Here is a 22,245-nt window from a genome sequence, read left to right as displayed (position 1 = left end):
GGAGCCTGTCCTCGGGCGCGCGCTTCGCGCGACCCGTGGGGGCCACCTCCCCCAGAGGGGGAGGATCAACCAAACAGGCCATGGATCCACCACTTCGGCGCTTCATCCGACCCGAACAGGCCCTGGCGATAGATCCAGAACCGGCCGCCCGCCTCGTCCTCGACGCGGTAGTAGTCGCGGACCTTGCCGGGGCCCGTCTCGCCCTCGCCCACCCCGGCCCGCCACCATTCCTGGCCGATCCGCTCGGGGCCCTCGGCGCGGCGGACCCGGTGCGCGCGGCCGCGCCAGGTGAACTGGACCGGCGGATCGTCGGGCACCTTGGCGAGCGCGGTGATCGCCTCGGGCCGGCGGAACAGGCGCACCGGGCGCGGGCGGTCGGGGTCCCAGCGGGCGGTGGCGACCGGGTCCAGCGGCCCGGCGCGGACCACCGAGCGCTCGGGCACGTGACTGGGATGCGGATCGGCCCGCCAGACGCGGTGCTCGCCCAGCCGATTGACCAGCCGATCCACCAGCGGGGCCAGGGTCTCGTCCAGCGTCGCGTCGGGGTCGGCGTCCAGCCGCTCCTGGGCCGCCGCCATCGGCTCGACGGCGGCGGCGTGGACGGTGACCACCTCGATCCCGAAGCCCGGATCGACCTTGTCCAGCTTGGGAACGACCAGCCGGGTCAGCCGCCGGGCGTCGCGGCCGACCCGCGCCAGGCCCGCCCGCACCGGAAAGGCCTGGCCGTCCAGGCGGTGGAACACGACCTCGAACCGCTTGGCCCCGCGCCCTTCCGCCTCCAGGCGTCGGCAGATCAGGGCCAGGGCGTCGCCGGCCACGCGGGCCAGGTCCTCGGGCGCGCTGATCGGCTCGAAGAAGGCCAGGCGGTCGAACCAGGGCGAGGCCGGCCGGCGAAAGGTCAGGGCCTCGGCCGCCTGGCCCAGGGCCTGGTCCAGCCGCAGGGTCGTCGACAGGCCGAACCGCTTCGCCAGCTGGGCGCGCGGCAGGGCCAGGAGCTGACCGATCCGGCGCAGGCCCAGGCGCGGCAGCTGAGCCTCGGCAGCTTCCTCCAGGCGCAGGGCGGCCACGGGAAGGGCCTCGATCGCCGCGCGCTGGCCGCCCGGCGGGGCGATGGCCAGGTCGTCGCCGAAGCGCGCCAGGGCCCAGGCCGCGCCGGCCGTGTCGGCGATCGCCGCCCGCGCCGGCACGCCCCAGCGCGCCAGCCGCGCCACAAGATCGACCAGCATCGCCGCCTCGCCGCCCCACAGGTGGTCGGTCCCGGTGATGTCGAGAAACAGGCCGTCGTCGCCGTCGATCGCCACCGCCGGCGAGAACCGCACGCACCAGTCGCACAGGGCCTCCAGCGCCGCGCGATCGGCGGCCGGGTCGTGGTCGGCGGTGACCAGCTCGGGGACCAGGGCCAGGGCGTCGGCGGCCTTCTGCCCGGCGGACAGGCCCAGCGCCCGGGCGCGGTCGTCGACGGCGGCCAGGCGGCGGGTTCCGCGTTCCGAGACCAGGAGGGCGAAGGGGGAGGATCTATCCGACCCGGCGCAGGGGCTCCGCCGCCGACACGTCGTGATCGGCCAGTTCGGACACCAGACGGAAAGGATGCGGGCCATGGCCGGCCTCCTGCTGCTCCAAGATCCAGCCGCCGGGACGTCCGCCCCGGCAGCGCTCCAACGCGACCCGCCAGCGGGGCGGGCCAAGGCCGATGTCGTCCGGCGGCGGCGCGCCGGGGGCGGGCGCCACCCGCCAGCGGCTGAACGAGGCCGAGCCCGAGACCGCCCGCGCCTTGCCGCCGCCATAGGGCCGTCGGTGCAGCACCAGGCCCAAACCGCCGCGCTTCTCGCAGGCCAGTTGCAGGCGGCGGCCGGCGGTCAGGTCCGGCGGCTCGGCCTCGGCGATGGCGGCGGCGACCCCTTGGGTGGCCAGGGCGTCCTCCAGCACCGACAGGGTCTCGGCCTCGTCGCGGGCCCGCACCTGGATCAGCCGGTCGGTCGACACGCCCAGGCCCGTCAGGCCGGGCGCGAACAGGTCCGACCGCCGCGCGACCCAGACCACCGCCCCGGCCCTGGTTCCGCTAGCCATCAGCGACCGCAGCAGAAGGCCGGCGAAGACGGCGGGGGCCGCGCCGGTCTCGTCCTCCAGCCCCGCGCCGACCACCTCGTGCCAGCCGCCCAGCGGCAGGCCGCCGCCCGGAAAGCAGTCGTCGATAGCCGGATCGCCAAACGGCAGGACCGGAGTCGGAGTCCGAGTCCCCGCTTCGATCGCGGCGATCCGGCCTCTCAGGGCCGCAAGACGCGCCTCGCGCGATCCGGCCATCCTCCACTCCTTGTTCCACTTTTGTTCTGACCTTCAGGCAGGCCGGAGTCAAGCCTTGGAGAGTCGGGCCGGACCGGCCAAAGTGTCTCAAACGGCCGTATGAAGAGAGCTGCGATGTCCCTGTCCCGCGTCCTGATCGCCAATCGCGGCGAGATCGCCGTCCGCGTCGCCCGCGCCGCGGCCGAGGCCGGGATCGAAAGCGTCGCCGTCTTCGCGACGGACGACGCGGCCAGTCCGCACCGCGCCGCCGCCGACCGCGCGGTCGCCCTGCCCGGCGCGGGGGCCAAGGCCTATCTCGACCTCGCCGCCATCCTCGCCGCCGCCAAGGGCGAGGGCTGCGACGCCCTGCATCCGGGCTATGGCTTTTTGTCGGAGAACCCCGCCCTGGCGCGGGCCTGCGCCGAGGCCGGGATCGTCTTCGTCGGCCCCTCGCCCGAGCACCTTGAGACCTTCGGCGACAAGGCCGCCGCCCGGGCGCTGGCCGCCGAACGGGGCCTGCCGCTGATCCCCGGGACCGGCCCGCTCACGCTGGACGCGGCCCAGGCGTTCCAGGCCGAGCATGGGGCGATCATGCTGAAGGCGCGGGCCGGCGGCGGCGGGCGCGGCATGCGGGCCGTGCTGGACCCTGGCGAGCTCGCGACCGCCTTCGCCGCCTGCGCCCGCGAGGCCCTGGCCGCGTTCGGCGACGAGGGGCTCTACGCCGAAAAGCGGATCGAGCGGGCGCGCCACGTCGAGGTGCAGATCGCCGGCGACGGGGCCGAGGTCCTGGCCCTGGGCGATCGCGACTGCTCGCTGCAACGGCGGAACCAGAAGCTGGTCGAGATCGCCCCGGCCGCCCTGCCGGGCAGCCTGGCCGCCGCCCTGGCCGGCTGGGCCGAGCGGCTGTGCGCCGGCTATCGCGGCCTGGCCACCGTCGAGTTCCTGATCGACGCCGAAACGGGCGAGGCCTTCTTCATCGAGGTCAATCCGCGCCTGCAGGTCGAGCATACGGTGACGGAAGAAGTCACCGGCCTCGATCTCGTCCGCCTGCAGTTCGACCTGGCGGCCGGCCGGAGCCTGGAGGCGCTGGGCCTGACCTCGGCTCCCGCCGCCCGGGGCGTCGCGATCGAGGCGCGGATCAACGCCGAGACCCTGACCGCCGAGGGTCTGGTCAAGCCCTCGGCCGGGACCCTCGCCGCGTGGAGCCCGCCGGGCGGACCGGGCGTGCGGGTCGACGCCGGCGTCGCGGCCGGCCAGGCGATCGGCGGCGCCTATGACAGCCTGCTGGCCAAGGTGATCGCGCGCGGGCGGACCTCGACCGAGGCCTCGGCCCGGCTCGACCGGGCGCTGGCCGAGCTGGTGGTCGAGGGCGTCGCGACCACCGCGCCGCTGATCCGCGCCATCCTGGCCGCCGCCCCCGAGACGCCGACCACCCGCTTCATCGAGGACCACGCCGCCGAGCTGGTCGAGGGCCTGCCGTCGGAGGCGTCCGTCGCGACCTTCGAGGCCCCGGACGGCGCGATCGCCGTGGCCGCCCCGCTGCCGGCCATCGTCGGATCGGTCGCCGTGGCCGAGGGCGATCTCGTCCGCCCCGGCCAAGCCCTGGCCGTGCTGGAGGCGATGAAGATGGAGCACCTGGTCCCCGCCCCCACCGGCGGCCGGGTGGTCCAGATCCTGGTCCAGCCCGGCCAGACCCTCGTCGAGGGCCAGGCGCTGGCGTTGCTGGAACCGGTCGAGACGGCCGGCGCGGAAGCCGCCGAAGCGGTCGTCGAGGACCTCGACGCGATCCGCCCCGACCTCGCCGAGGTCTTCGCCCGCCACCGCCACACCCTGGACGAAGCCCGTCCCGACGCCGTCGCCAAGCGCCGCAAGACCGGCCACCGTACCGCGCGCGAGAACATCGACGACCTGGTCGACCCCGGCAGCTTCCTGGAATACGGCGCCCTGGCCATCGCCGCCCAGAAGCGGCGGCGCTCGACCGAGGACCTGATCGTCAGCACCCCGGCGGACGGCCTGATCACCGGGATCGGGACCGTCAATGGCGCCCTCTTCCCGCCGGACAGGGCGCGCACCGCCGCCCTGGCCTACGACTTCACCGTGCTGGCCGGCACGCAAGGCGCGATGAACCACCGCAAGTCCGACCGGCTGATGAGCGTCATCGCCGACCAGAGGCTGCCGGTCGTGTGGTTCGCCGAGGGCGGCGGCGGGCGGCCGGGCGACACCGACACCACGGCGGTGGCCGGGTTGGACGTGCCGACGTTCCGAAGCTTCGCCCAGCTGTCGGGCCTGGTCCCCAAGATCGCCATCGTCGCCGGCCGCTGCTTCGCCGGCAACGCCGCCATCGCCGGTCTGTCGGAGATCATAATCGCCACCCGCGACAGCAATCTCGGCATGGGCGGCCCGGCCATGATCGAGGGCGGCGGCCTGGGCGTCTTCCGGCCCGAGCAGATCGGCCCCTCGGCCCAGCAGTGGAAGAACGGGGTCATCGACCTTCTCGCGGACGACGAGGCCCACGCCACGCGGCTGGCCAAGCAGGCCCTGTCCTATTTCCAGGGCCCGCTGCCCAGCTGGACGGTCCCGGATCAGCGGCGGCTGCGAACCGCGATCCCCGAGAACCGCCTGCGGGTCTATGACGTCCGGGCGCTGATCGCCGGCCTGGTCGACGAGGGCTCGTTTCTGGAGCTGCGCGGCGGCTTCGCGGCCGGCATGGTCACCGGCCTGATCCGCATCGAGGGCCGGCCGATGGGCCTGATCGCCAACGATCCGCGCCACCTGGGCGGGGCGATCGACGGCGAGGGGGCCGAGAAGGCCGCGCGGTTCCTGCAGCTCTGCGACGCCTTCGCCCTGCCGGTGCTGAGCCTGTGCGACACGCCCGGCTTCATGGTCGGGCCCGAGAGCGAGGACGCCGCCGCCGTGCGCCGCGTCAGCCGCCAGTTCATCGCCGGCGCCAAGCTGCGCTCGCCGCTGTTCACCGTGGTGACGCGCAAGGGCTACGGGCTCGGCGCCCAGGCCATGGCGGGCGGCTCCTTCCACGCCCCGGCCTTCATCGCCGCCTGGCCGACCGGCGAGTTCGGCGGCATGGGTCTGGAGGGCGCGGTCAAGCTCGGCTACCGCAAGGAGCTGGAAGCCGAGACCGATCCGGTGAAGCGGAAGGCGCTCTACGACCAGCTGGTGGCGCGGCTGTATGCGGCCGGCAAGGCGACCAGCATGGCCGCGGCCCTGGAGATCGACGCGGTGATCGACCCGGCCGACACCCGGCGCTGGATCCTCGGCGGGCTCGACGCGGCGGCGGGGGTGTCGCGGCCGTGGGAAGTGCGGGTGGATAGCTTCTGACCCATCCCGGCCAAAATCCCGTTCTCCCCGGGGAATGCCGGGGCCCAGATTCATCCGGAGAGGTTGAGGTGGGCTCGCTCTACTTCCCGGTCAGCCGAGGAAGGCGCGTGGGTTCGGCTGGGCCCCGGCATTCGCCGGGGAGACGGTGGAAGGTCAGTCTTCCCGCGCCAGCCAGCGCGCCACGACGATCGGCCCGAAGTAGAAGCCGATGCCGCAGGTGTCCGCCACCACGTCGAACGGGTCGCAGTCGCGGCCGATGATCGGCAGGCCTTGCAGGATCTCGATGGCGATCCCGAAGCCCACCAGGACGAGGCCGATCTTCCAGTAGCGGCTCTTGGGCAGGGCGATCGTCGCCAGGAAGGTCAGGCCGTAGAAGACGATGAAGTGCTTGGCCTTGTCCCACGGGATCAGGCCCGACGTGTCGTCGCCGGGCGAGAGCGCCGCGAACAGGGTGAAGGCCACGGCGGCGACGAAGACCGCCAGGCCGGCCCGGTTGATCTTGCGGGGTAAGAGCGGGGACATGCGGGGCCTTGGGGATGTCCCTCTCCCCTCGCGGGAGAGGGTGGCCCGAAGGGCCGGGTGAGGGGTCGCGCCGACGGCGTCGAGAAACCCCTCATCCGGCCCTCCGGATGACACCCCGGATCAAGTCCGGGGCAGGCTCTTCTCCCGCAGGGGGAGAAGGACTTTCAACCTCAAAACGTCAGCGCGCGGGCTTCCTTCACGTGCGGCAGGGCCTGGATCTTGGCCAGAAGGGCGGCGTCCGGGGCCTGGTCGACGCCGACGAGGGCGATGGCGTCCTCGTCGGCGGCCAGGCGGCCCAGGTTGAAGGTGGCGATGTTGACGCCCGCCTCGCCCAGCAGCATGCCCAGCGCGCCGATGAAGCCCGGCTTGTCCAGGTTGTTGACGTACAGCATGGCCGGCGAGAAGGCCGCGTCCAGCTCCATGCCCTTGACCTCGACGATGCGCGGCGCGCCCGCGACCACCGCGCCGGCGAAGGCGCGCTTGCCCTTCTCGGTGGTGATGGTCACGCGCATCAGGCTGTCATAGGTGGGGCTGACCTCCTGGCGGCTTTCGGAGACGGTGATGCCGCGCTCCTTGGCGATGGCCGGCGCCGAGACCATGTTGATCTCGGCCAGCATCGGCTTCAGCACCCCGGCCAGGGCGGCCGAGGTCATCGGCTTGACGTTGAGGTTCGAAACCTCGCCCTCGTAGGCGATGTCGATGGCCTTGACGCCGAAGTCGACCATCTGGCCGGCCAGGGCGCCGATCTTCTCGGCCAGGGCCACGAACGGCTTCAGCTTGGGGGCCTCTTCGGCCGTGATCGACGGGCTGTTGAGGGCGTTGGTGACGGCGCCGGTCAGCAGGTAGTCGCTGACCTGTTCGGCCACCTGCAGGGCGACGTTCTCCTGGGCCTCGCTGGTGCTGGCGCCCAGGTGCGGCGTGGCCACCACCTTGTCGCTGCCGAACAGCGGGTTTTCCTTGGCCGGCTCGGTGACGAAGACGTCGAAGCCGGCGCCGGCCACGTGGCCCTCGTCCAGCAGCTTGCGCAGGGCGACCTCGTCGACCAGGCCGCCGCGAGCGCAGTTGACGATCAGCACGCCCTTCTTGGTCTTGGCCAGGTTCTCGGCCGACAGGATGTTGCGGGTCTTGTCGGTCAGCGGCGTGTGCAGGGTGATGACGTCGGCGCGGGCCAGGAGGTCGTCCAGCTCGACCTTCTCGACGCCGATCTCGACGGCGCGTTCCGGCGACAGGAAGGGGTCGTAGGCCACGACCTTCATCTTCAGGCCCAGGGCCCGGTCGGCGACGATCGAGCCGATATTGCCGGCGCCGATCAGGCCCAGCGTCTTGGCGTAGAGCTCCACGCCCATGAAGCGGTTCTTCTCCCACTTGCCGGCCTGGGTCGAGACGTCGGCGGCGGGGATCTGGCGGGCCAGGGCGAACATCATGGCGATGGCGTGCTCGGCCGTGGTGACCGAGTTGCCGAACGGGGTGTTCATCACCACCACGCCCTTGGCCGTGGCGGCCGGGATGTCGACATTGTCGACGCCGATGCCGGCGCGGGCGATGACGCGCAGCTTGTGGGCGGCGGCGATGACGTCCTTGTCGAGCTTGGCGCCCGAGCGGATGGCGATGCCGTCATAGTCGCCGATCACGGCGATCAGCTCGTCCTTGGAGAGGCCGGTCTTGATGTCGAAATCGACGCCGCGGTTCTTGAAGATGTCGACGGCGGCGGGGCTGAGCTTGTCGGCGATGAGGACGCGGGGAGCGGTCATGGTCTGAAGTCCTTCTCCCCTCCCCCTTGCGGGGAGGGGCCGGGGGTGGGGGTGCGAGCACTGAGGCGGCGGGGGTCACCCCCACCCCTGCCCCTCCCCGCAAGGGGGAGGGGTGGCTCGGAGCATGGGAGTTAAGCGGCGGCCAGTTCGGCGCTGACGGTGGCGAAGGCCCAGTCGAGCCAGGGCGTCAGGGCCTCGAGGTCCGAGGCCTCCACCGTGGCCCCGCACCAGATGCGCAGACCCGCCGGGGCGTCGCGATAGCCGCCGATGTCGAGGGCCGCGCCCTCCTTCTCGAGCAGGCTGGCCAGCTTCTTGGCGAAGTCGGCCTGGGCGTCTTCCGGCAGGGCCGCGATCTTGGGATCGACGACCTTCAGGCACACCGAGGTGTTCGAGCGGATGTCCGGCGTCGCGGCGAGGAAGTCGACCCACGGCGTCTTGGCGACCCAGTCGGCCAGCACCTTCAGGTTCTGGTCGGCGCGGGCGCGCATGGCCTCGAGGCCGCCGATGGACGAGGCCCACTTCAGGGCGTCCAGCGCGTCTTCCACGCAGAGCATCGACGGCGTGTTGATCGTCGCGCCCTCGAAGATGTCGAGCGACACCTTGCCGCCCTTGGTCATGCGGAACAGCTTCGGCATCGGCCAGGCCGGCGTGTAGCTTTCCAGGCGGGCCACGGCGCGCGGCGACAGGATCAGGATCCCGTGCGCGCCCTCGCCGCCCAGCGCCTTCTGCCAGGAGAAGGTCACGACATCGAGCTTGGCCCAGTCCAGCTCCTGGGCGAAGGCCGCCGAGGTGGCGTCGCAGATGGTGACGCCTTCACGGTCGGCCGAGATGAAGTCGGCGTTGGGCACGCGCACGCCCGAGGTCGTGCCGTTCCAGGTGAAAACGAGGTCCTTGGCCGGATCGACCTTGGAGGTGTCGGGCAGCTGGCCGTACGGGGCGCTCAGCACCTCCACGTCGCGCAGCTTCAGTTGCTTGGTGACGTCGGTGACCCAGTCCTTGCCGAAGGACTCGAAGGCCAGCAGCTGGACCGGGCGGGCGCCCAGCATCGACCACATCGCCATCTCGACGGCGCCGGTGTCCGAGCCGGGGACGATGCCGATCAGGAAGTCGGCGGGGACCTCCAGCACTTCGCGCGTCTGGTCGATGGCGGCTTTCAGGCGCGCCTTGCCCAGCTTCGAGCGATGCGAGCGGCCGAGGACGGCGTTTCTGAGATTTTCGGGGGTCCAGCCGGGCCGCTTGGCGCACGGGCCGGAAGAGAACTCGGGACGCGCCGGGCGGATCGCCGGCTTGGCGAGGGTGTCAGTCACTGCGATGTCTCCCATCCTTGCAGATGAGCAGCGCCCCGTTGGGAGGGCGTGGCCCGCCGGCGAGAAACCGCGTTTCGGCCCCGATTGCAAGGAGAGATTTTGCGGCGCGACGAACCGATCGTCCGCGTCCGGCAATTATTTTGCGAGTTGAGCCCGCTTGCGCCAGGCAAGCAGCGTGCCGATCAGGATGCAGAGCAGCACGCCCAGCGAGTCGAGATTATTGACGACGGCGTAGAAATGATCTCGCGGCAGTTCGCCGATGAGATAGTAGGCGTGCAGGCTGAACTGGACGGCTTGCAGGATCATGGCCGCGCCCAGCCAAACGCTCATATAGCGCAGCGCCAGCGCGAGAAAGCTCACCGCGACGAAGACCTCATCGATGAGCAACAGCGGGGCTTGAACAGCCTTCGGAGCCAAAAGATGAATCATCACCGCGCAGGCCGCCGAAACCAGCACTATCAGCGCGCCGATACGCTCCGCCGCCCCACCACGAAGCCATGCCAGCGCCAGAATGGCGACCAGCACAATCCACCCTAGGATCGGCGCAATCGAAGTGTACATGGAAAAGGCCTCTAACCGGAATTAGAGGCCTTAGGTGTTAAACTATTGCAATGTTGCTTTACGACGCGTCGCGGAGACCGCGAACGTCGCGAAGACCATTGGTTTCCGGCGGCTTATCTTCGAAGCCAACCATCTTGGTGCGCACGCCAATGCGCAGCTTCACGTCGTTCAGTTCGTTATGAGCCTCGACCATGGCCGAGCGCGCTTGGCTGAGCGCGGCCATCGCTTCGGACAGCTTCCGCGCGGCGTTATCGCCGACCACGGCCGACAGGCCGAGATCCTTACGCGCCTTCAGCAGGTCGGCCATCAGTTCGGCCGTTTCGACCATCGCCGCGTCCACGGCGCTCTCCGACGAAAACAGCTTCGTCGCAACACGTTGAGCTACAAAAACCTTTTCCACGCCCGCCTCCTTAACGAAAAACTAAGAGGAAGGGTAAACGAATTGTTAAGAGAAAAGCAATAATGAAATGTACCTTAGCGTTGTTTTGTCGCGTGGCTCGCCCAGGCTTGGAAGCGAACCGTTAGGAACCTTGCGGCACACTGAACCTAGTTTTCCGAATACCTCGGCGTGGGATGAGTCAGAACCACAACCATAGCGGGTCAAACCACGCGCCGCTGCAGGCGCGCATCGCCGGCGTGGCCTTGGCCACCACCGTGCTGGCGCTGGTGGCCGCTTGTCTGTGCTTCATGCTGCAGCAATGGAGCGTCGCCCGTCAGGAGGCGCGCGCCAACCACCAGATCCTGGCCCAGATGGCCGCCGCCGGCGCCGCCGCCCCGCTGGCCGACCACAACATGGTGGGCGTCTATCGCGCGCTGGAAGCCGTGGCGAAGGCGCCGGGCGTGGCGGGCGCGCGGATCGTCGGGACGGACGGCCGCGTCGTGGCTCAGCTCGGCCAGGCCAGCCTGGCGGACGCCGACGCCCTGACCCGGCCGATCAAGCTTTCCTCCCAGACCGTCGGCGCCCTGGTGCTGATCGTCAAGCGTCCCGGCCTGGGCGAGACCCTGGCCCGCGACCTGGCCCTGACCGGCGCCCTGTTCTTCGGCGCCGCCGGGCTGGCGATCCTGCTGGCCAACAGCCTGGCCCGGCGCCTGGCCCGGCCGATGGAGCGCCTGTCGGAAGCCATGCACGAAACGGCCGTCGGCGGCCGCTTCAAGCTGGTGGAGCAGACCGCCGACGACGACGTGTTCCACAGCCTGACCGACAGCTTCAACCACCTGGTGACGCGGCTGGAGGCCAATGATCACGACCTGCGCGGCGCCATGGCCGAGCTGGTCAAGGCGCGCGACGACGCCAACGCCGCCAATGTCCTGAAGTCGCACTTCCTGGCCAATATGAGCCACGAGATCCGCACGCCGCTGAACGGCGTGCTGGCCATGGCCGAGGTGATGGCCATGGACGACCTCACCGACGCCCAGCGCGAGCGCCTGGCGGTGATCCGCGAGTCGGGTTCGGTTCTGCTGGGCGTGCTCAACGACGTTCTGGACCTGTCGAAGATCGAAGCCGGTCGCCTGGAGATCGAGGACCGCCCGTTCGACATCGCCCAGCTGGCCCAGTCCATCCGCGAGACCTTCGCGCCCCAGGCGCGCACCCAGGGCCTGGCCTTCGAGGTCGCGGTGGCGCCCGAGGCGCAGGGCCTGTGGCGCGGCGACGCCGACCGGCTGCGCCAGATCCTGGGCAATCTGATCTCCAACGCCCTGAAATTCACACTGCAGGGCGCGGTCGCCGTGCGTTTCGCCTCGGCCGAGGACGGTTCGGGCCTGCGGATCGACGTGGCCGACACCGGCATCGGCATCTCGCCGGACATCCTGCCGCGACTGTTCGACAAGTTCGTGCAGGCCGACAGCTCGACCACGCGTCGCTTCGGCGGCTCGGGCCTCGGCTTGGCCATCTGCCGCGAGCTGGCCGCGCTGATGGGCGGTTCGATCCGGGTGCAGAGCCGCGAGGGCCGCGGCTCGACCTTCACCGTTCTGCTCGCCCTGCCGCGCGAGGAGACCCTGAAGGCCGTCCATTATATCGACGACGAGGCCCCGCCGCCGGTCGCCAAGCCGCCCAGGGCGCCGCCCGCCGCCATCGAGCGCGACAGCGAAGGCCCGCGCCTGCGGATCCTGGCCGCCGACGACAATCCGACGAACCAGCAGGTGGTCGCCGCCGTGCTGGCGCCGCTCGACGCCGAGGTGGTGCTGGTCGCCGACGGCGCCGCGTGCGTCGCGGCCTGGCGCGCCGATCCCTTCGACATCGTGCTGATGGACATCCACATGCCGGTCATGGACGGCGTCGAGGCCGCCCAGGCCATCCGGGCGATCGAGGCCGAGGAAGGCCGCGCTCGCACGCCGATCATCGCCGTGACCGCCAACGCCCTGGCCCATCAGGTCGACGGCTATCTGGCCGCCGGCATGGACGGTCATGTCGCCAAGCCGATCGAGGTCAGCAAGCTCTACGCGGCCATCGAGACGGCGGTTGAAGCCGCGCGCCCGGGCGGGAGCGCGCCGCTTCGCGCCGTCCAGATGAACGGCAGATAACGAGCGGCTCAGAACCGCTTCAGGCTGGACGTGGTCTTCTCTTCGAACCGTCGCTCCCTCCCCCCAGACGCGACGCAAAGTTCAGAGAGGAACCGAACGATGAAGAAGATCCTGATCTCGATCGCCGCGGTCTCGACCCTCGCGGCCGCCACCGTTCCCGCCATCGCCTCGGCCCAGTCGTTCTATGACCGCCAAGCCATGCTCGACCGCCGCATCGACATGGGCCTGCGCAACGGCTCGCTGACGCGAGGCGAAGCCTATCGCCTGCGCGCCGAGCTGCGCGACACCGAGCGCCTGGAGCGCCAGTATCGTCGCGGCGGCCTGAGCGGCTGGGAACGCGCCGACCTCGATCGCCGCTTCGACCGCTTGAGCGCCCAAATCCGCTACGAGCGCCACGATCGCGACTATGGCTACGGCTATGGCGAGCACCGCCCGGGCCGCTGGTAAGGCTTAGAGCGTGATGGCCGAAAGTGTGAGCGGTTTCGGCGGCTAGCACGCTCTAAATGTTTGAAAGCGAGCCTGTTTGTCTGCTTCGAATGAGTCCATTCGAAGCAGACAGGCTCTAGGCCGGCGCCACGCGCAGCCGGCTCTCGATGACCGTGAAGCCGCGGCCGCGCAGCAAGACGCGCGGGCCGCGGTTTTCGCATTCCAGGTCGCCGCCCCGGCCCGGATAGGCCTGGTGGAATTTCAGGACCTCGGCGCCCAGCTTTTCGCCGAACAGCGGCGCCAGGATGCAGTGCGCCGAGCCAGTGGCCGGGTCCTCGGGAATGCCGAAGCCCGGCGCGAAGAAGCGGCTGACGACGGCGTAGGGGCGATCGGCGTCGGCCAGCGCCACGGCCACGACCTGCCCCGGCCCGCCCGTCGCCTCGCCTTGCAGCGCTTTGATCGCGGCCAGATCCGGCTTCAGCCCGCGCACGGTCGCCTCGCTGTCCAGCACCGCGACCAGATAGGCGCCGGCCCAGACCTCCAGCGGATTCGCGCCCAGGGCCTCGGCAAGGCCCGCCGGGATATCGGTCCGGCGCGGCGGGTCGGCCGGAAAGTCCATCTCCAACCTCTCGCCGACGCGCCGCACGGTCAGCGGTCCCGACAGCGTGTCGAAGGTCAGCAGCGGGACGTCGACCGCTAGCTCCGCGAACAGCGCGTGCGCCGCCGCCAGGGTGGCGTGACCGCACAGCGGGGCCTCGAGCGCCGGCGTGAACCAGCGCAGGCCGTGGCGCGCGGGGTCATCGGTCTTGAGCAGGAAGGCCGTCTCGGCCTGGTTGTTCTCGGCGGCCAGCGCCTGCATCCAGGCGTCGGAGGGCCAGGCGTCGAGCGGCTCGACCACGCAGGCCGGATTGCCCTTGAACGGGCCGGCGGCGAAGGCGTCGATGGTCCACTGGCGCATGGCGGTCTCCCAGACTGGACATCGCTGTTATGCGCCGGCGCGGCGGCGGGCAAAGGCTTTATTGTCCCGGTGACAATCGGCGTGGGCGGTTTCGATCTGGACCCCGGCATTCGCCGGGGAAATCGGTAGAAGGAAAGCTATCCCTCGACCGTGATCTCCGGCCAGCGGGCCTTGGCCGAGCCGGTGGTCCGCTCCCATCCGCCGGCGCCCTTCACGCGCAGGGGATTGGGCCGCAGCCGCATGGCGAACAGGTCCTCCAGCCCGAACGGCGCCCAGACGCTGATCGAGTCGTCCTTCTCCAGCCGAATACCGACGCAGAAGGCGGTGGCCACGAAGCGCTTCAGGGCCGCGGCGCTGTTTTCCAGCGGCGGATAGGGCTCGTCGGCCCCGAACTTGCGGGCGAACCACAGGTGCACGCGGGCCTGGTTGCGCACCTCGACCAGGTCCCGCAGCGGCGGTTCGAAGGCGGCGGCGACGCGCCGGATGACCACGTCCTCGGCTTCGTAGCTGGTGTCGCGATCGTCGTGATAGGCGACGTCGTAGTCCTTGATGCCATAGGTCGGGTCGCGGCCGGTCAGGTGGTTCCAGACCGGCTGGTAGACGGCGCCCGAGAAGATCATCCAGTCGGGAAGGTCGAGGTCCCGCACCGTCTCCAGCACCGTCCAGGTGGTCGGGGTGGCACGGACGATGGCGCGCAGGCGGTCTTCCAGCGTCTGGCTCATCCGCGCAGCGTCCAGCCGTGGTCCAGCGGACCGTGGCCGGCTCCGAAGCCGGGAGCCCGCAGCATCGCCTCGTGGACATAGTTCCAGGCGCGGGCCACGGCGGCCTCCAGCGAGAGCCCTTGCGCCAGTCCAGCCGCGCAGGCCGAGGCCAGGGTGCAGCCGGTGCCGTGGGTGTGGCGCGTCTCGATCCGTTCGCCCTCGAAGGTGGTCTCGCCGCCCGGCGTCATCAGGACATCGACGACGCGCTCGCCCCCTCTTTCGCTTAGGGCCACGTGACCGCCCTTCATCAGCACCGCCCGGGCGCCCATCGCCAGCAGCGCCTCGCCGGCCCGGCGCAGGTCGTCGGTGGTCTCGACCGTAAGGCCGGTCAGCGCCGCGGCTTCCGGGGCGTTGGGGGTCAGGAGGGCCGCGCGCGGGATCATCAGGCGCTTCACCGCGCCGATCGCCGCCTGCGCCAGCAAGGGCGCGCCGCCCTTGGCGACCATCACCGGATCGACGACGGCGGGCACGCCGCCCGCGCGCGTCGTCTGGGCGTGGTCGATCGCGGCGGCCACGGTCTCGACCACCCCGGCGTCGCCCAGCATGCCGGTCTTGAGGGCGTCGGCCCCGATATCGTCCAGCACCGCGCGGGCCTGGGCGGCGATCACGTCCAGCGGGATCGGGTGAACGCCGGTGACGCCCAGGGTGTTCTGCACCGTCACGGCGGTGATGGCCGTGGCCGCGTAGCCGCCCAGGGCGGTGATCGTCTTGATGTCGGCCTGGATCCCCGCGCCGCCGCCGGAGTCGGATCCGGCGATGACGAGGACGCGGCCTTGGGGCTTGCTGGACATGCCGGCTGTGTAGGCCGGAATCGCGGCCCTGACAAAGCGCCTCAAGCCTGGGCGGACTCGCGGGCGAAACCTTGTGCGAGGCGGTAGGCGACGAAGGCGAAAAGGCCCACCGAAATCCCCAATCCAACCAGGGTCGAGACCTCCAGGATCCCCGGCGCCAGCTGCTTTAGGGTCGCGTCGAAGGGCAGGCGCAGGATCGTCCTGGCCATGTGGAAGCTCTCGGTCGCGCCGATCAGCACGCCCAGCCCTGCGGCGGTCACGCCGATATCGGCGATCACCCGGCGCCAGGGCCCCTTGGGCGCGCGCCAGGCGAGCGCCAGCGCGACGAGGATCGCCGGAACCGCCGCCAACATCGCGACGATCAGGATCCGCTGCGGCGCGGCCGCGTTGGCGAAGACCGAAAACCAGACCGCGATCGGCATAAGCGCTCCTACTTTCGCCAATCAGGATTACGGAAGTAATTTCTTAGGTCAAGCTACGCCGTCGCGATCGCCGTCTGGACCTCCAGCGCCTGGACCGTCTCGCGCACGTCATGGACCCGAACCGCCGCCACGCCCGCCGCGCCGCCGGCCAGATGCGCGGCCAGGGAGCCGCCCAGCCGGTCGGTCGCCTCTCCGGCCGAGGGATCGACGCCGGCGATAAAGCGCTTGCGGCTGGCGCCCAGCAGGATCGGATAGCCCAGGGCGACAAAGCGCGGCAGCGCCGCCAGCAGGGCCAGGTTGTGCGCCACGGTCTTGCCAAAGCCGATGCCCGGATCGAGCCAGATCTTGTCCCGCGCCACGCCGGCGGCCATGGCGGTCAGGGCGCGGGCCAGCAGGAACGCCTCGACCTCGGCGACGACGTCGTCATAGCGCGGGGCGTCCTGCATGGTCCCGGGCTGCCCCAGCATGTGCATCAGCACGACCTCGCAGCCCAGCTCGGCGGCGACCTCGGGCGCCTCGGGCGCGAAGCGCAGCGCCGTCACGTCGTTCCATATCGTCGCCCCGGCCTGGACCGCCGCGCGGGCGACCTGCGGCTTCATGGTGTCGATCGAGATCGGGATGTCGCTGGCCTGGCGGATCGCCTCGATCAGCGGGACCACGCGCGAGATCTCGTCGAACTCCGACACCGGCGCGGCGCCCGGGCGCGTGCTCTCGCCGCCGATGTCGAGGATGTCGGCGCCCTGGGCGATCAGCCGCCGGGCGTGCTCCAGCCCCTCGGCGAGGCCGACGAAGCGGCCGCCGTCGGAGAAGCTGTCTGGCGTGACATTGACGATCCCCATCACGCGGGGGCGGGCTCGGCTGGACATGCGCCCTAGTTAGCCGCTGCCCAGACGCGGGTCACCTGCGCCTCGATACCCAACATGGAGAACGACGTCCGCCGAACGCTGCAATATGCCGTTGTCGCCAGGTTAACGAAGGTTAATGTTCCAACGCCCGCGCTCTTGCGGGTTCCACATGGGGGAGTTTGAAGATGCAGTCTCGTTTGAAACTCGGCCTGGCGGCGCTGGCCATGGTCATGGCGGCGGCGAGCGCGGCCAAAGCCGAACAGTGGGTCGACTACGCGCCGGGCAAGGGCGTCTATGTGAAGACCTATGTTCACGTCGAGCCGAACAAGATCGACGACTATCTGGTCGGACTGAAGAAGACCTGGGCGCCGGGCGAAGAGATCATGAAAAAGGCCGGCCTGCTGCTCAGCTATTCGGTGCAGGTCAATGTCAACGCCCAGACGACCGAGCCGAACGTGGTCATGATCGAGCAGTACGCCAACTTCGCGGCCATGGACCCGAACAAGGCGCTCGACCTGAAGCTGAAGGCCGAGTTCGACAAGGCCTTCCCGAAGCCGCAGGCCGACGCCATCCAGGCCGAGCGCGGTAAGTGGCGGACCTTCGTGAAGCAGGAAATGTGGGCTCCGGTCGACTTTAACGTCCAGCCCTGACCGAGAGCGGTCGACGCCCTGGCGGGGGGCGTCGATCAGACCTCGCGCAGCATCCGGTCGATCCGGGTCGTGAGCTCGCCAATGCCGAACGGCTTGGTCAGCACCTCCATGCCGTGCTCGATATGGCCGTGGTTCAGCACGGCGTTCTCCGCGTAGCCGGTGATGAACAGCACTCGCAGGTCCGGCTTCAGCGCGCGGGCCGCGTCGGCGACCTGGCGGCCGTTCAGCCCGCCGGGCAGGCCGACATCGGTGATCAGCAGGTCCACCTTGGCGTCCGACTGCAGGATCCTCAGGCCCGCGGCGCCGTCCGGCGCTTCGAGACAGGCGTAGTCGAGCTCGGTCAGGGCGTCGACGATCAGCATCCGCACCGTGGGCTCGTCGTCCACCACCAGCACCGTCTTGCCGGACTTGGCGGGCGTCAGGCCCGGGTCCGGCTGGACCGCCTCCAGCTCTTCCTCGCCCAGGTGGCGCGGCAGATAGAGACAGACCATCGTCCCCTGGCCGACCTCGGAATAGATGCGGACGTGGCCGTTCGACTGCCGGGCGAAGCCGTAGACCATCGACAGGCCAAGGCCCGTCCCCTGGCCGATCGGCTTGGTCGTGAAGAACGGATCGAACACCCGCTCCAGGATCGCCTTGTCGATGCCCGCGCCGGTGTCGCTGACACAGATCGAGACGTATTGGCCGGGGTCCAGGCCGTGGTCGCGCGCCGTGCGGGCGTCCAGCCAGCGGTTGCCGGTCTCGATGGTGATCTTGCCCCCTCCCGGCATGGCGTCGCGGGCGTTGATGCAGAGGTTCAGAAGCGCGTTTTCCAGCTGGTTGGCGTCGACCAGACAGGCCCAGAGGCCCGTGGCGGCGATCATCTCGACCTCGATGCCCGGCCCCACCGTGCGGCGGACCAGCTCGACGAAGTCGGTCATCAGGCGATTGATGACCACCGAACGCGGCGCCAGGGTCTGGCGGCGCGAGAACGCCAGCAGGCGATGGGTCAGGGCGGCCGCGCGCCGGGCCGCGCCCTGGCCCGCCGACAGATAGCGCTCGACATCCGCCGAGCGCCCTTGGGACAGGCGCGCCCCGATCATCTCGAACGCGCCCGAGATGCCGGCCAGCAGGTTGTTGAAATCGTGCGCCAGGCCGCCGGTCAGCTGGCCGACGGCCTCCATCTTCTGGGCCTGGCGCAGGGCCTCCTCGGTCTCGCGCAGGCGCTGCTGCTCGGCCAGGCGCTCGGTGACGTCGTAGACGAACTGATACGCCCCGATCCGTTGGCCGTCGGCGTCCAGCAGCGGGTGAAAGCGCATTTCGTAGAAGCGCCGCGCGCGGCCGGGATCGCCGAACTCGCCGATCTCGACGAAGGCCTCGCCCGCCAGCGCCCTTTCCCACACCGCGCGCACCGCGGCCTGATGCCCGGGCATGCCCTCGAGCAGATCGAGCATGCGGTCGCCGACTTGCGGCCGCACGCCGTAGATGGCCTCGAACTCCCCCGCCGCGGCGCTGTTGATCGCCAGCCAGCACAGGTCCAGATCGACGACCTGAACGAAGATGTTGGTCCCCTCGACGATCTCGGCCAGAAGGCGGCGCTCGGCCAGGGCGCGGTCGACGCGGGCCTCCAGGGTCTCGTTCAGCCGATGCAGCTCGGCCTCGGCCCGCTTGCGGCTGGTGACGTCCTGGAACAGCACCGCCACCTGGCGCAGCTCGGGCGGCTCGATGCGGAAGGCCGCCAGCTCCAGGTGGCGCCCCGTGGCGATCAGCTCCTGCTCGAAGCGGATCGGCTGGCCCGTGCGCAGCACCGCGCCGTAGCGCTCGACCCAGCTGCCGGCCTCGGCGGCGGGCACCATCTCGCGCACCTTCTGGCCGACCACATTGGGGATGCCCGCGTGGCGCTCATAGGCGGCGTTGGCCATCACGTGCACATAGTCGCTGAGCGGTCCGAACGGCCCATCCAGGAATTCGATGACGCAAAAGCCCTCGTCCATCGACTCGAACAGGGCGCGGTAGCGGCGCTCGTCCTCCAGATGGGCCTGCTCGCGGCGGATGCGGGCGGTGATGTCGTTGCAGACCCAATAGGCCCCCGCGACGGCGCCGTCGTCGTCGCGCACCGGCGAAACCATCAGGTTGCACCACGCCGCCTCGCCGTCGCGGCGCGCATAGGCCACGGCCTCGCGCACGACGCTCTCGCCCGCCAGGGCCCGGGTCAGCAGCGCCGCGCCCTCGGGCACGGGAAAGATCGCGTCGAACGGCAGGCCCTGGGTCTGGGCGTTGGCCGCGCCGAGCATCGACCGGGCGGCGTCGTTGTGCAGGGTCAGCCGCTCGGCGCCCCAGCTCACGAAGGCCGGAATCGGCGAGGCCAGCATCATGCCCACGACGACCCTCAGGGCCGCGGGCCAAGCCTCCGGCGGGCCGAACGCGGTCGTCGCGCCGCCGCCGGCCAGAAAGGCTGGCTTGGCGGATACGCCCGGGGACTCGGCGGCGGCGAACTCGGTTTCCAACAGCCAACCCCCTCGGCGCGTGCTTCCGGTGGAGCTTCAACGGCCCTGGCGGCGAGCGGTTGCCGATCATTCGAGAAAAATCGCCTCACGGCCGGCAGCTCCAGCCGCCGGACGCCGGCAAGAAAAAAGCCGGCCCTTTCGAGCCGGCTTGATCCTTCGACCGTCCGTCGTCTCAGGCGACGACGCCCGCGCTGGCGGCAGGGGAGAGCGGCACCAGGGACGGCGCGACCACCGTCTCCTTGGTCTCTTCCTCGTCGCGCTTCGGCATCACGCCTTTCAGCACGCCGTTGATCTCCTCGCCGGACAGGGTCTCGTACTCGAGCAAGGCCTTGGCCAGGGTGTGCAGATCGTCGAGCTTCTCGGTCAGGATGCGGCGGGCCTCATCGAGGCCGTACTGCACCAGGCGCTTGACCTCGCCGTCGATCAGACGCGCGGTCTCTTCCGAGACGTTCTGGGTGCGGGCGACCGAGTGGCCCAGGAACACCTCGTCCTGGTTGTCGCCATAGGCCACCGTGCCCAGCAGGTCCGAATAGCCCCAGCGGGTGACCATGTTGCGGGCCAGGTCCGTGGCGGCCTTGATGTCGCTGGACGCGCCCGAGGTGATGTTCTCCTTGCCGAAGATGATCTCCTCGGCCACGCGGCCGCCCATCATGATGGCCAGGCGGCTGGTCATCTGCTGGTACTTCATCGAGTAGCGGTCGCCTTCGGGCAGCTGCATGACCATGCCCAGGGCGCGGCCGCGCGGCACGATGGTAGCCTTGTGCACCGGGTCGGCCGCCGGGACGTTGAGCGCGACGATCGCGTGGCCGCCCTCGTGATAGGCGGTGTTGCGCTTTTCGTCCTCGCTCATCGCCATCGAGCGACGCTCGGCGCCCATCATCACCTTGTCCTTGGCCTGCTCGAAGTCGCTCATGGTGACCATGCGGCGGTTCTTGCGGGCGGCCATCAGGGCGGCTTCGTTGACCAGGTTGGCCAGATCCGCGCCCGAGAAGCCGGGGGTGCCGCGCGCCAGGGTCTTGACGTCGACATCGGCGGCCAGCGGCACGTTCTTCATGTGCACGCGGATGATCTTCTCGCGGCCCGAGACGTCGGGGTTCGGCACCACGACCTGACGGTCGAAGCGGCCTGGACGCAGCAGCGCGGGGTCCAGCACGTCGGGACGGTTGGTGGCGGCGATCAGGATGATGCCTTCATTGGCCTCGAAGCCGTCCATCTCGACCAGCAGCTGGTTCAGGGTCTGCTCGCGCTCGTCGTTGCCGCCGCCCAGGCCCGCGCCGCGGTGACGGCCGACGGCGTCGATTTCGTCGATGAAGATGATGCAGGGGGCGTTCTTCTTGGCCTGCTCGAACATGTCGCGGACGCGGCTGGCGCCGACGCCGACGAACATCTCGACGAAGTCCGAACCCGAGATGGTGAAGAACGGCACGCCGGCTTCACCCGCGACGGCGCGCGCGATCAGGGTCTTGCCGGTGCCGGGAGGGCCGACCAGCAGGGCGCCCTTGGGGATCTTGCCGCCCAGGCGCTGGAACTTGGCCGGGTCCTTCAGGAAGTCGACGACCTCCTGCAGCTCTTCCTTGGCCTCGTCGACGCCGGCGACGTCTTCGAACGTGATGCGGTTCTTGTTCTCGGTCAGCAGGCGGGCCTTGGACTTGCCGAAGCCCATGGCGCCCTTCGCGCCGCCCTGCATCTGGCGCATGAAGAACAGCCAGACGCCCACGACCAGCAGGATCGGCAGCAGCTGGACCAGGATGGCCAAGAGGCTGATCGAACCGCTCTTGAACTTCACGTCGGCGTTCTTGGCCACCATGCGGTTGACCAAGTCGTCGGAGTTCAGCGGCGCGGCGACGGTCACCGTCTTGTTGTCTGCGGTCCGGGCGACGACCTGCTGGCCGGCGATCTCGGCCGACTTGATCTTGCCGGCGTCGACGTCCTTGAGCAGCTGCGAGTAGCTGACCTCGCCGCCATTATGCGTCCGCGCGTTCTGGCTGATGACGAACACGCCGGCCAGCACCACGACGATCACCAGCCAGATGGCCAGGTTCCGGAAATTCATACGCTTCGTCTTCCCAACGATCAGTCTCGACTTCCCAAGATAGGGCGTCGCGAGCGCTTGCGCCACGCGCGCGACATCAGGTCACGGATTCTTGGTCGCGAAGGCCGATCGCGGCCTGGAAGCGATCTCGAACGAGCAAACGCGCGCGCACTCCTCCTTCGGCCGCGAGGCCCGCATCGTCAAGCGCGAGGGTCCCCGGCGCCTCGTCTCGAAGCAGGATCAGCGGCAGACCGGGGCGGATGCTCGCCGACAGGGCGGCCAGGGCGGCGCGTTGCTCGGCTGGCAGGGCCGAGGCGCGGCCCTTCAGCGGAACCACGGTCAGGGGCTGGCCGCCGGCCGTGATCTCCCAGCGGCCGTCCCAGACCCCGGTCTCGCCCGGCGCCAGGGCCAGCGGCGCGAGACCGCCGCGCGCGGTTTCGCCGACGTCCCGGCAGACGAGGACCTTCGCCCCCGCCTCGACCCGCGCGCCCGCCAGCGTGGCGGCGAAGGGCTCGCCGGACCGCAGGCGCTCGACCAGGCGCCGGAGGCGCTCGCCGCGCGGCGGTCGCTCGGTTCCGGCGGCGCACAGCAGGGCGGCGG

General features: G+C 70.4%; 18 protein-coding genes and 1 pseudogene. 4 read left to right on the top strand and 15 right to left on the bottom strand.

The genetic code is table 11. From position 1 onward, the window contains the following. Positions 1 to 65: 65 nt before the first annotated feature. The gene (locus tag Q0V34_RS18110) at positions 66 to 1,598 is read right to left on the bottom strand and encodes a DUF6504 family protein (protein ID WP_297514862.1); all 1,533 of its coding nucleotides are present in this window, start codon (positions 1,596 to 1,598) and stop codon (positions 66 to 68) included. Continuing rightward, entirely contained in the window at positions 1,516 to 2,301 is a 786-nt protein-coding gene (locus tag Q0V34_RS18105) for a protein imuA (protein ID WP_297514860.1), read from the bottom strand. Before Q0V34_RS18105 ends, Q0V34_RS18110 begins: the two co-directional genes overlap by 83 nt. Before the next feature lie 114 nt (positions 2,302 to 2,415). On the opposite strand from Q0V34_RS18105, the gene Q0V34_RS18100 reads away from it, so the two are divergent. Continuing rightward, complete coding sequence (locus tag Q0V34_RS18100) at positions 2,416 to 5,613, top strand: carboxyl transferase domain-containing protein (protein WP_297514858.1); 3,198 nt, start codon at positions 2,416 to 2,418, stop codon at positions 5,611 to 5,613. Positions 5,614 to 5,766: 153 nt separating this feature from the next. Here Q0V34_RS18100 and Q0V34_RS18095 read toward each other — a convergent pair whose 3' ends face one another. The 5 genes from Q0V34_RS18095 to Q0V34_RS18075 form a co-directional block, all read right to left on the bottom strand. Next, positions 5,767 to 6,135 (bottom strand): VanZ family protein, encoded by a 369-nt coding sequence (locus Q0V34_RS18095; RefSeq protein WP_297514856.1) that lies wholly within the window; start codon positions 6,133 to 6,135, stop codon positions 5,767 to 5,769. A gap of 170 nt (positions 6,136 to 6,305) precedes the next feature. Then, a complete protein-coding gene (serA, locus tag Q0V34_RS18090; RefSeq protein WP_297514854.1) occupies positions 6,306 to 7,886 on the bottom strand; it encodes a phosphoglycerate dehydrogenase in 1,581 nt (526 codons plus the stop codon). 131 nt (positions 7,887 to 8,017) lie between these two features. Further along, positions 8,018 to 9,193, bottom strand: coding sequence for a phosphoserine transaminase (locus Q0V34_RS18085; protein ID WP_297514851.1), 1,176 nt, complete (start codon positions 9,191 to 9,193; stop codon positions 8,018 to 8,020). 135 nt (positions 9,194 to 9,328) lie between these two features. Further along, positions 9,329 to 9,754 (bottom strand): hypothetical protein, encoded by a 426-nt coding sequence (locus tag Q0V34_RS18080; protein WP_297514849.1) that lies wholly within the window; start codon positions 9,752 to 9,754, stop codon positions 9,329 to 9,331. A 58-nt stretch (positions 9,755 to 9,812) separates the two neighbouring features. Beyond that, the gene (locus Q0V34_RS18075) at positions 9,813 to 10,154 is read right to left on the bottom strand and encodes a hypothetical protein (protein WP_297514846.1); all 342 of its coding nucleotides are present in this window, start codon (positions 10,152 to 10,154) and stop codon (positions 9,813 to 9,815) included. 173 nt (positions 10,155 to 10,327) lie between these two features. Here Q0V34_RS18075 and Q0V34_RS18070 point away from each other — a divergent pair, with 173 nt between their 5' ends. Together Q0V34_RS18070 and Q0V34_RS18065 are read left to right on the top strand one after the other, a co-directional pair. Continuing rightward, positions 10,328 to 12,274, top strand: coding sequence for an ATP-binding protein (locus Q0V34_RS18070; RefSeq protein WP_297514844.1), 1,947 nt, complete (start codon positions 10,328 to 10,330; stop codon positions 12,272 to 12,274). Positions 12,275 to 12,373: 99 nt separating this feature from the next. Beyond that, positions 12,374 to 12,721 carry a hypothetical protein gene (locus Q0V34_RS18065; protein WP_297514841.1) on the top strand — a complete coding sequence of 116 codons (348 nt, stop codon included), beginning with the start codon at positions 12,374 to 12,376 and terminating at the stop codon, positions 12,719 to 12,721. A gap of 115 nt (positions 12,722 to 12,836) precedes the next feature. Here the strand turns inward: Q0V34_RS18065 and Q0V34_RS18060 are convergent, their stop codons facing one another. The 5 genes from Q0V34_RS18060 to folP form a co-directional block, all read right to left on the bottom strand. Next, positions 12,837 to 13,658, bottom strand: coding sequence for a PhzF family phenazine biosynthesis protein (locus Q0V34_RS18060; protein WP_297514838.1), 822 nt, complete (start codon positions 13,656 to 13,658; stop codon positions 12,837 to 12,839). A 137-nt stretch (positions 13,659 to 13,795) separates the two neighbouring features. Continuing rightward, positions 13,796 to 14,380 (bottom strand): nucleotidyltransferase family protein, encoded by a 585-nt coding sequence (locus tag Q0V34_RS18055; protein ID WP_297514835.1) that lies wholly within the window; start codon positions 14,378 to 14,380, stop codon positions 13,796 to 13,798. Continuing rightward, a complete protein-coding gene (gene thiD / locus Q0V34_RS18050; protein ID WP_297514831.1) occupies positions 14,377 to 15,210 on the bottom strand; it encodes a bifunctional hydroxymethylpyrimidine kinase/phosphomethylpyrimidine kinase in 834 nt (277 codons plus the stop codon). Before thiD ends, Q0V34_RS18055 begins: the two co-directional genes overlap by 4 nt. Positions 15,211 to 15,251: 41 nt before the next feature. Then, positions 15,252 to 15,632, bottom strand: a complete 381-nt coding sequence (locus Q0V34_RS18045; RefSeq protein WP_297514829.1) for a hypothetical protein — start codon at positions 15,630 to 15,632, stop codon at positions 15,252 to 15,254. Positions 15,633 to 15,685: 53 nt separating this feature from the next. After that, positions 15,686 to 16,498, bottom strand: a complete 813-nt coding sequence (gene folP, locus Q0V34_RS18040; protein ID WP_297514827.1) for a dihydropteroate synthase — start codon at positions 16,496 to 16,498, stop codon at positions 15,686 to 15,688. Between the two features lie 164 nt (positions 16,499 to 16,662). Here folP and Q0V34_RS18035 point away from each other — a divergent pair, with 164 nt between their 5' ends. Then, on the top strand, positions 16,663 to 17,127 hold the full coding sequence (locus Q0V34_RS18035) for a hypothetical protein (RefSeq protein ID WP_297514824.1): 465 nt from the start codon (positions 16,663 to 16,665) through the stop codon (positions 17,125 to 17,127). Positions 17,128 to 17,162: 35 nt separating this feature from the next. Here Q0V34_RS18035 and Q0V34_RS18030 read toward each other — a convergent pair whose 3' ends face one another. The 3 genes and pseudogenes from Q0V34_RS18030 to Q0V34_RS18020 all read right to left on the bottom strand — a co-directional run. Continuing rightward, a complete protein-coding gene (locus Q0V34_RS18030; protein ID WP_367272092.1) occupies positions 17,163 to 19,613 on the bottom strand; it encodes a PAS domain-containing protein in 2,451 nt (816 codons plus the stop codon). Between the two features lie 172 nt (positions 19,614 to 19,785). Continuing rightward, positions 19,786 to 21,666, bottom strand: a complete 1,881-nt coding sequence (gene ftsH / locus Q0V34_RS18025) for an ATP-dependent zinc metalloprotease FtsH (RefSeq protein WP_297514821.1) — start codon at positions 21,664 to 21,666, stop codon at positions 19,786 to 19,788. Positions 21,667 to 21,742: 76 nt separating this feature from the next. Continuing rightward, positions 21,743 to 22,245, bottom strand: a pseudogene (locus tag Q0V34_RS18020) (tRNA(Ile)-lysidine synthetase); the annotation flags it as partial.

Source organism: uncultured Caulobacter sp. (assembly GCF_947036865.1).
Lineage (GTDB): Bacteria > Pseudomonadota > Alphaproteobacteria > Caulobacterales > Caulobacteraceae > Caulobacter.
This window is presented reverse-complemented; position numbering and strand designations above follow the sequence as displayed.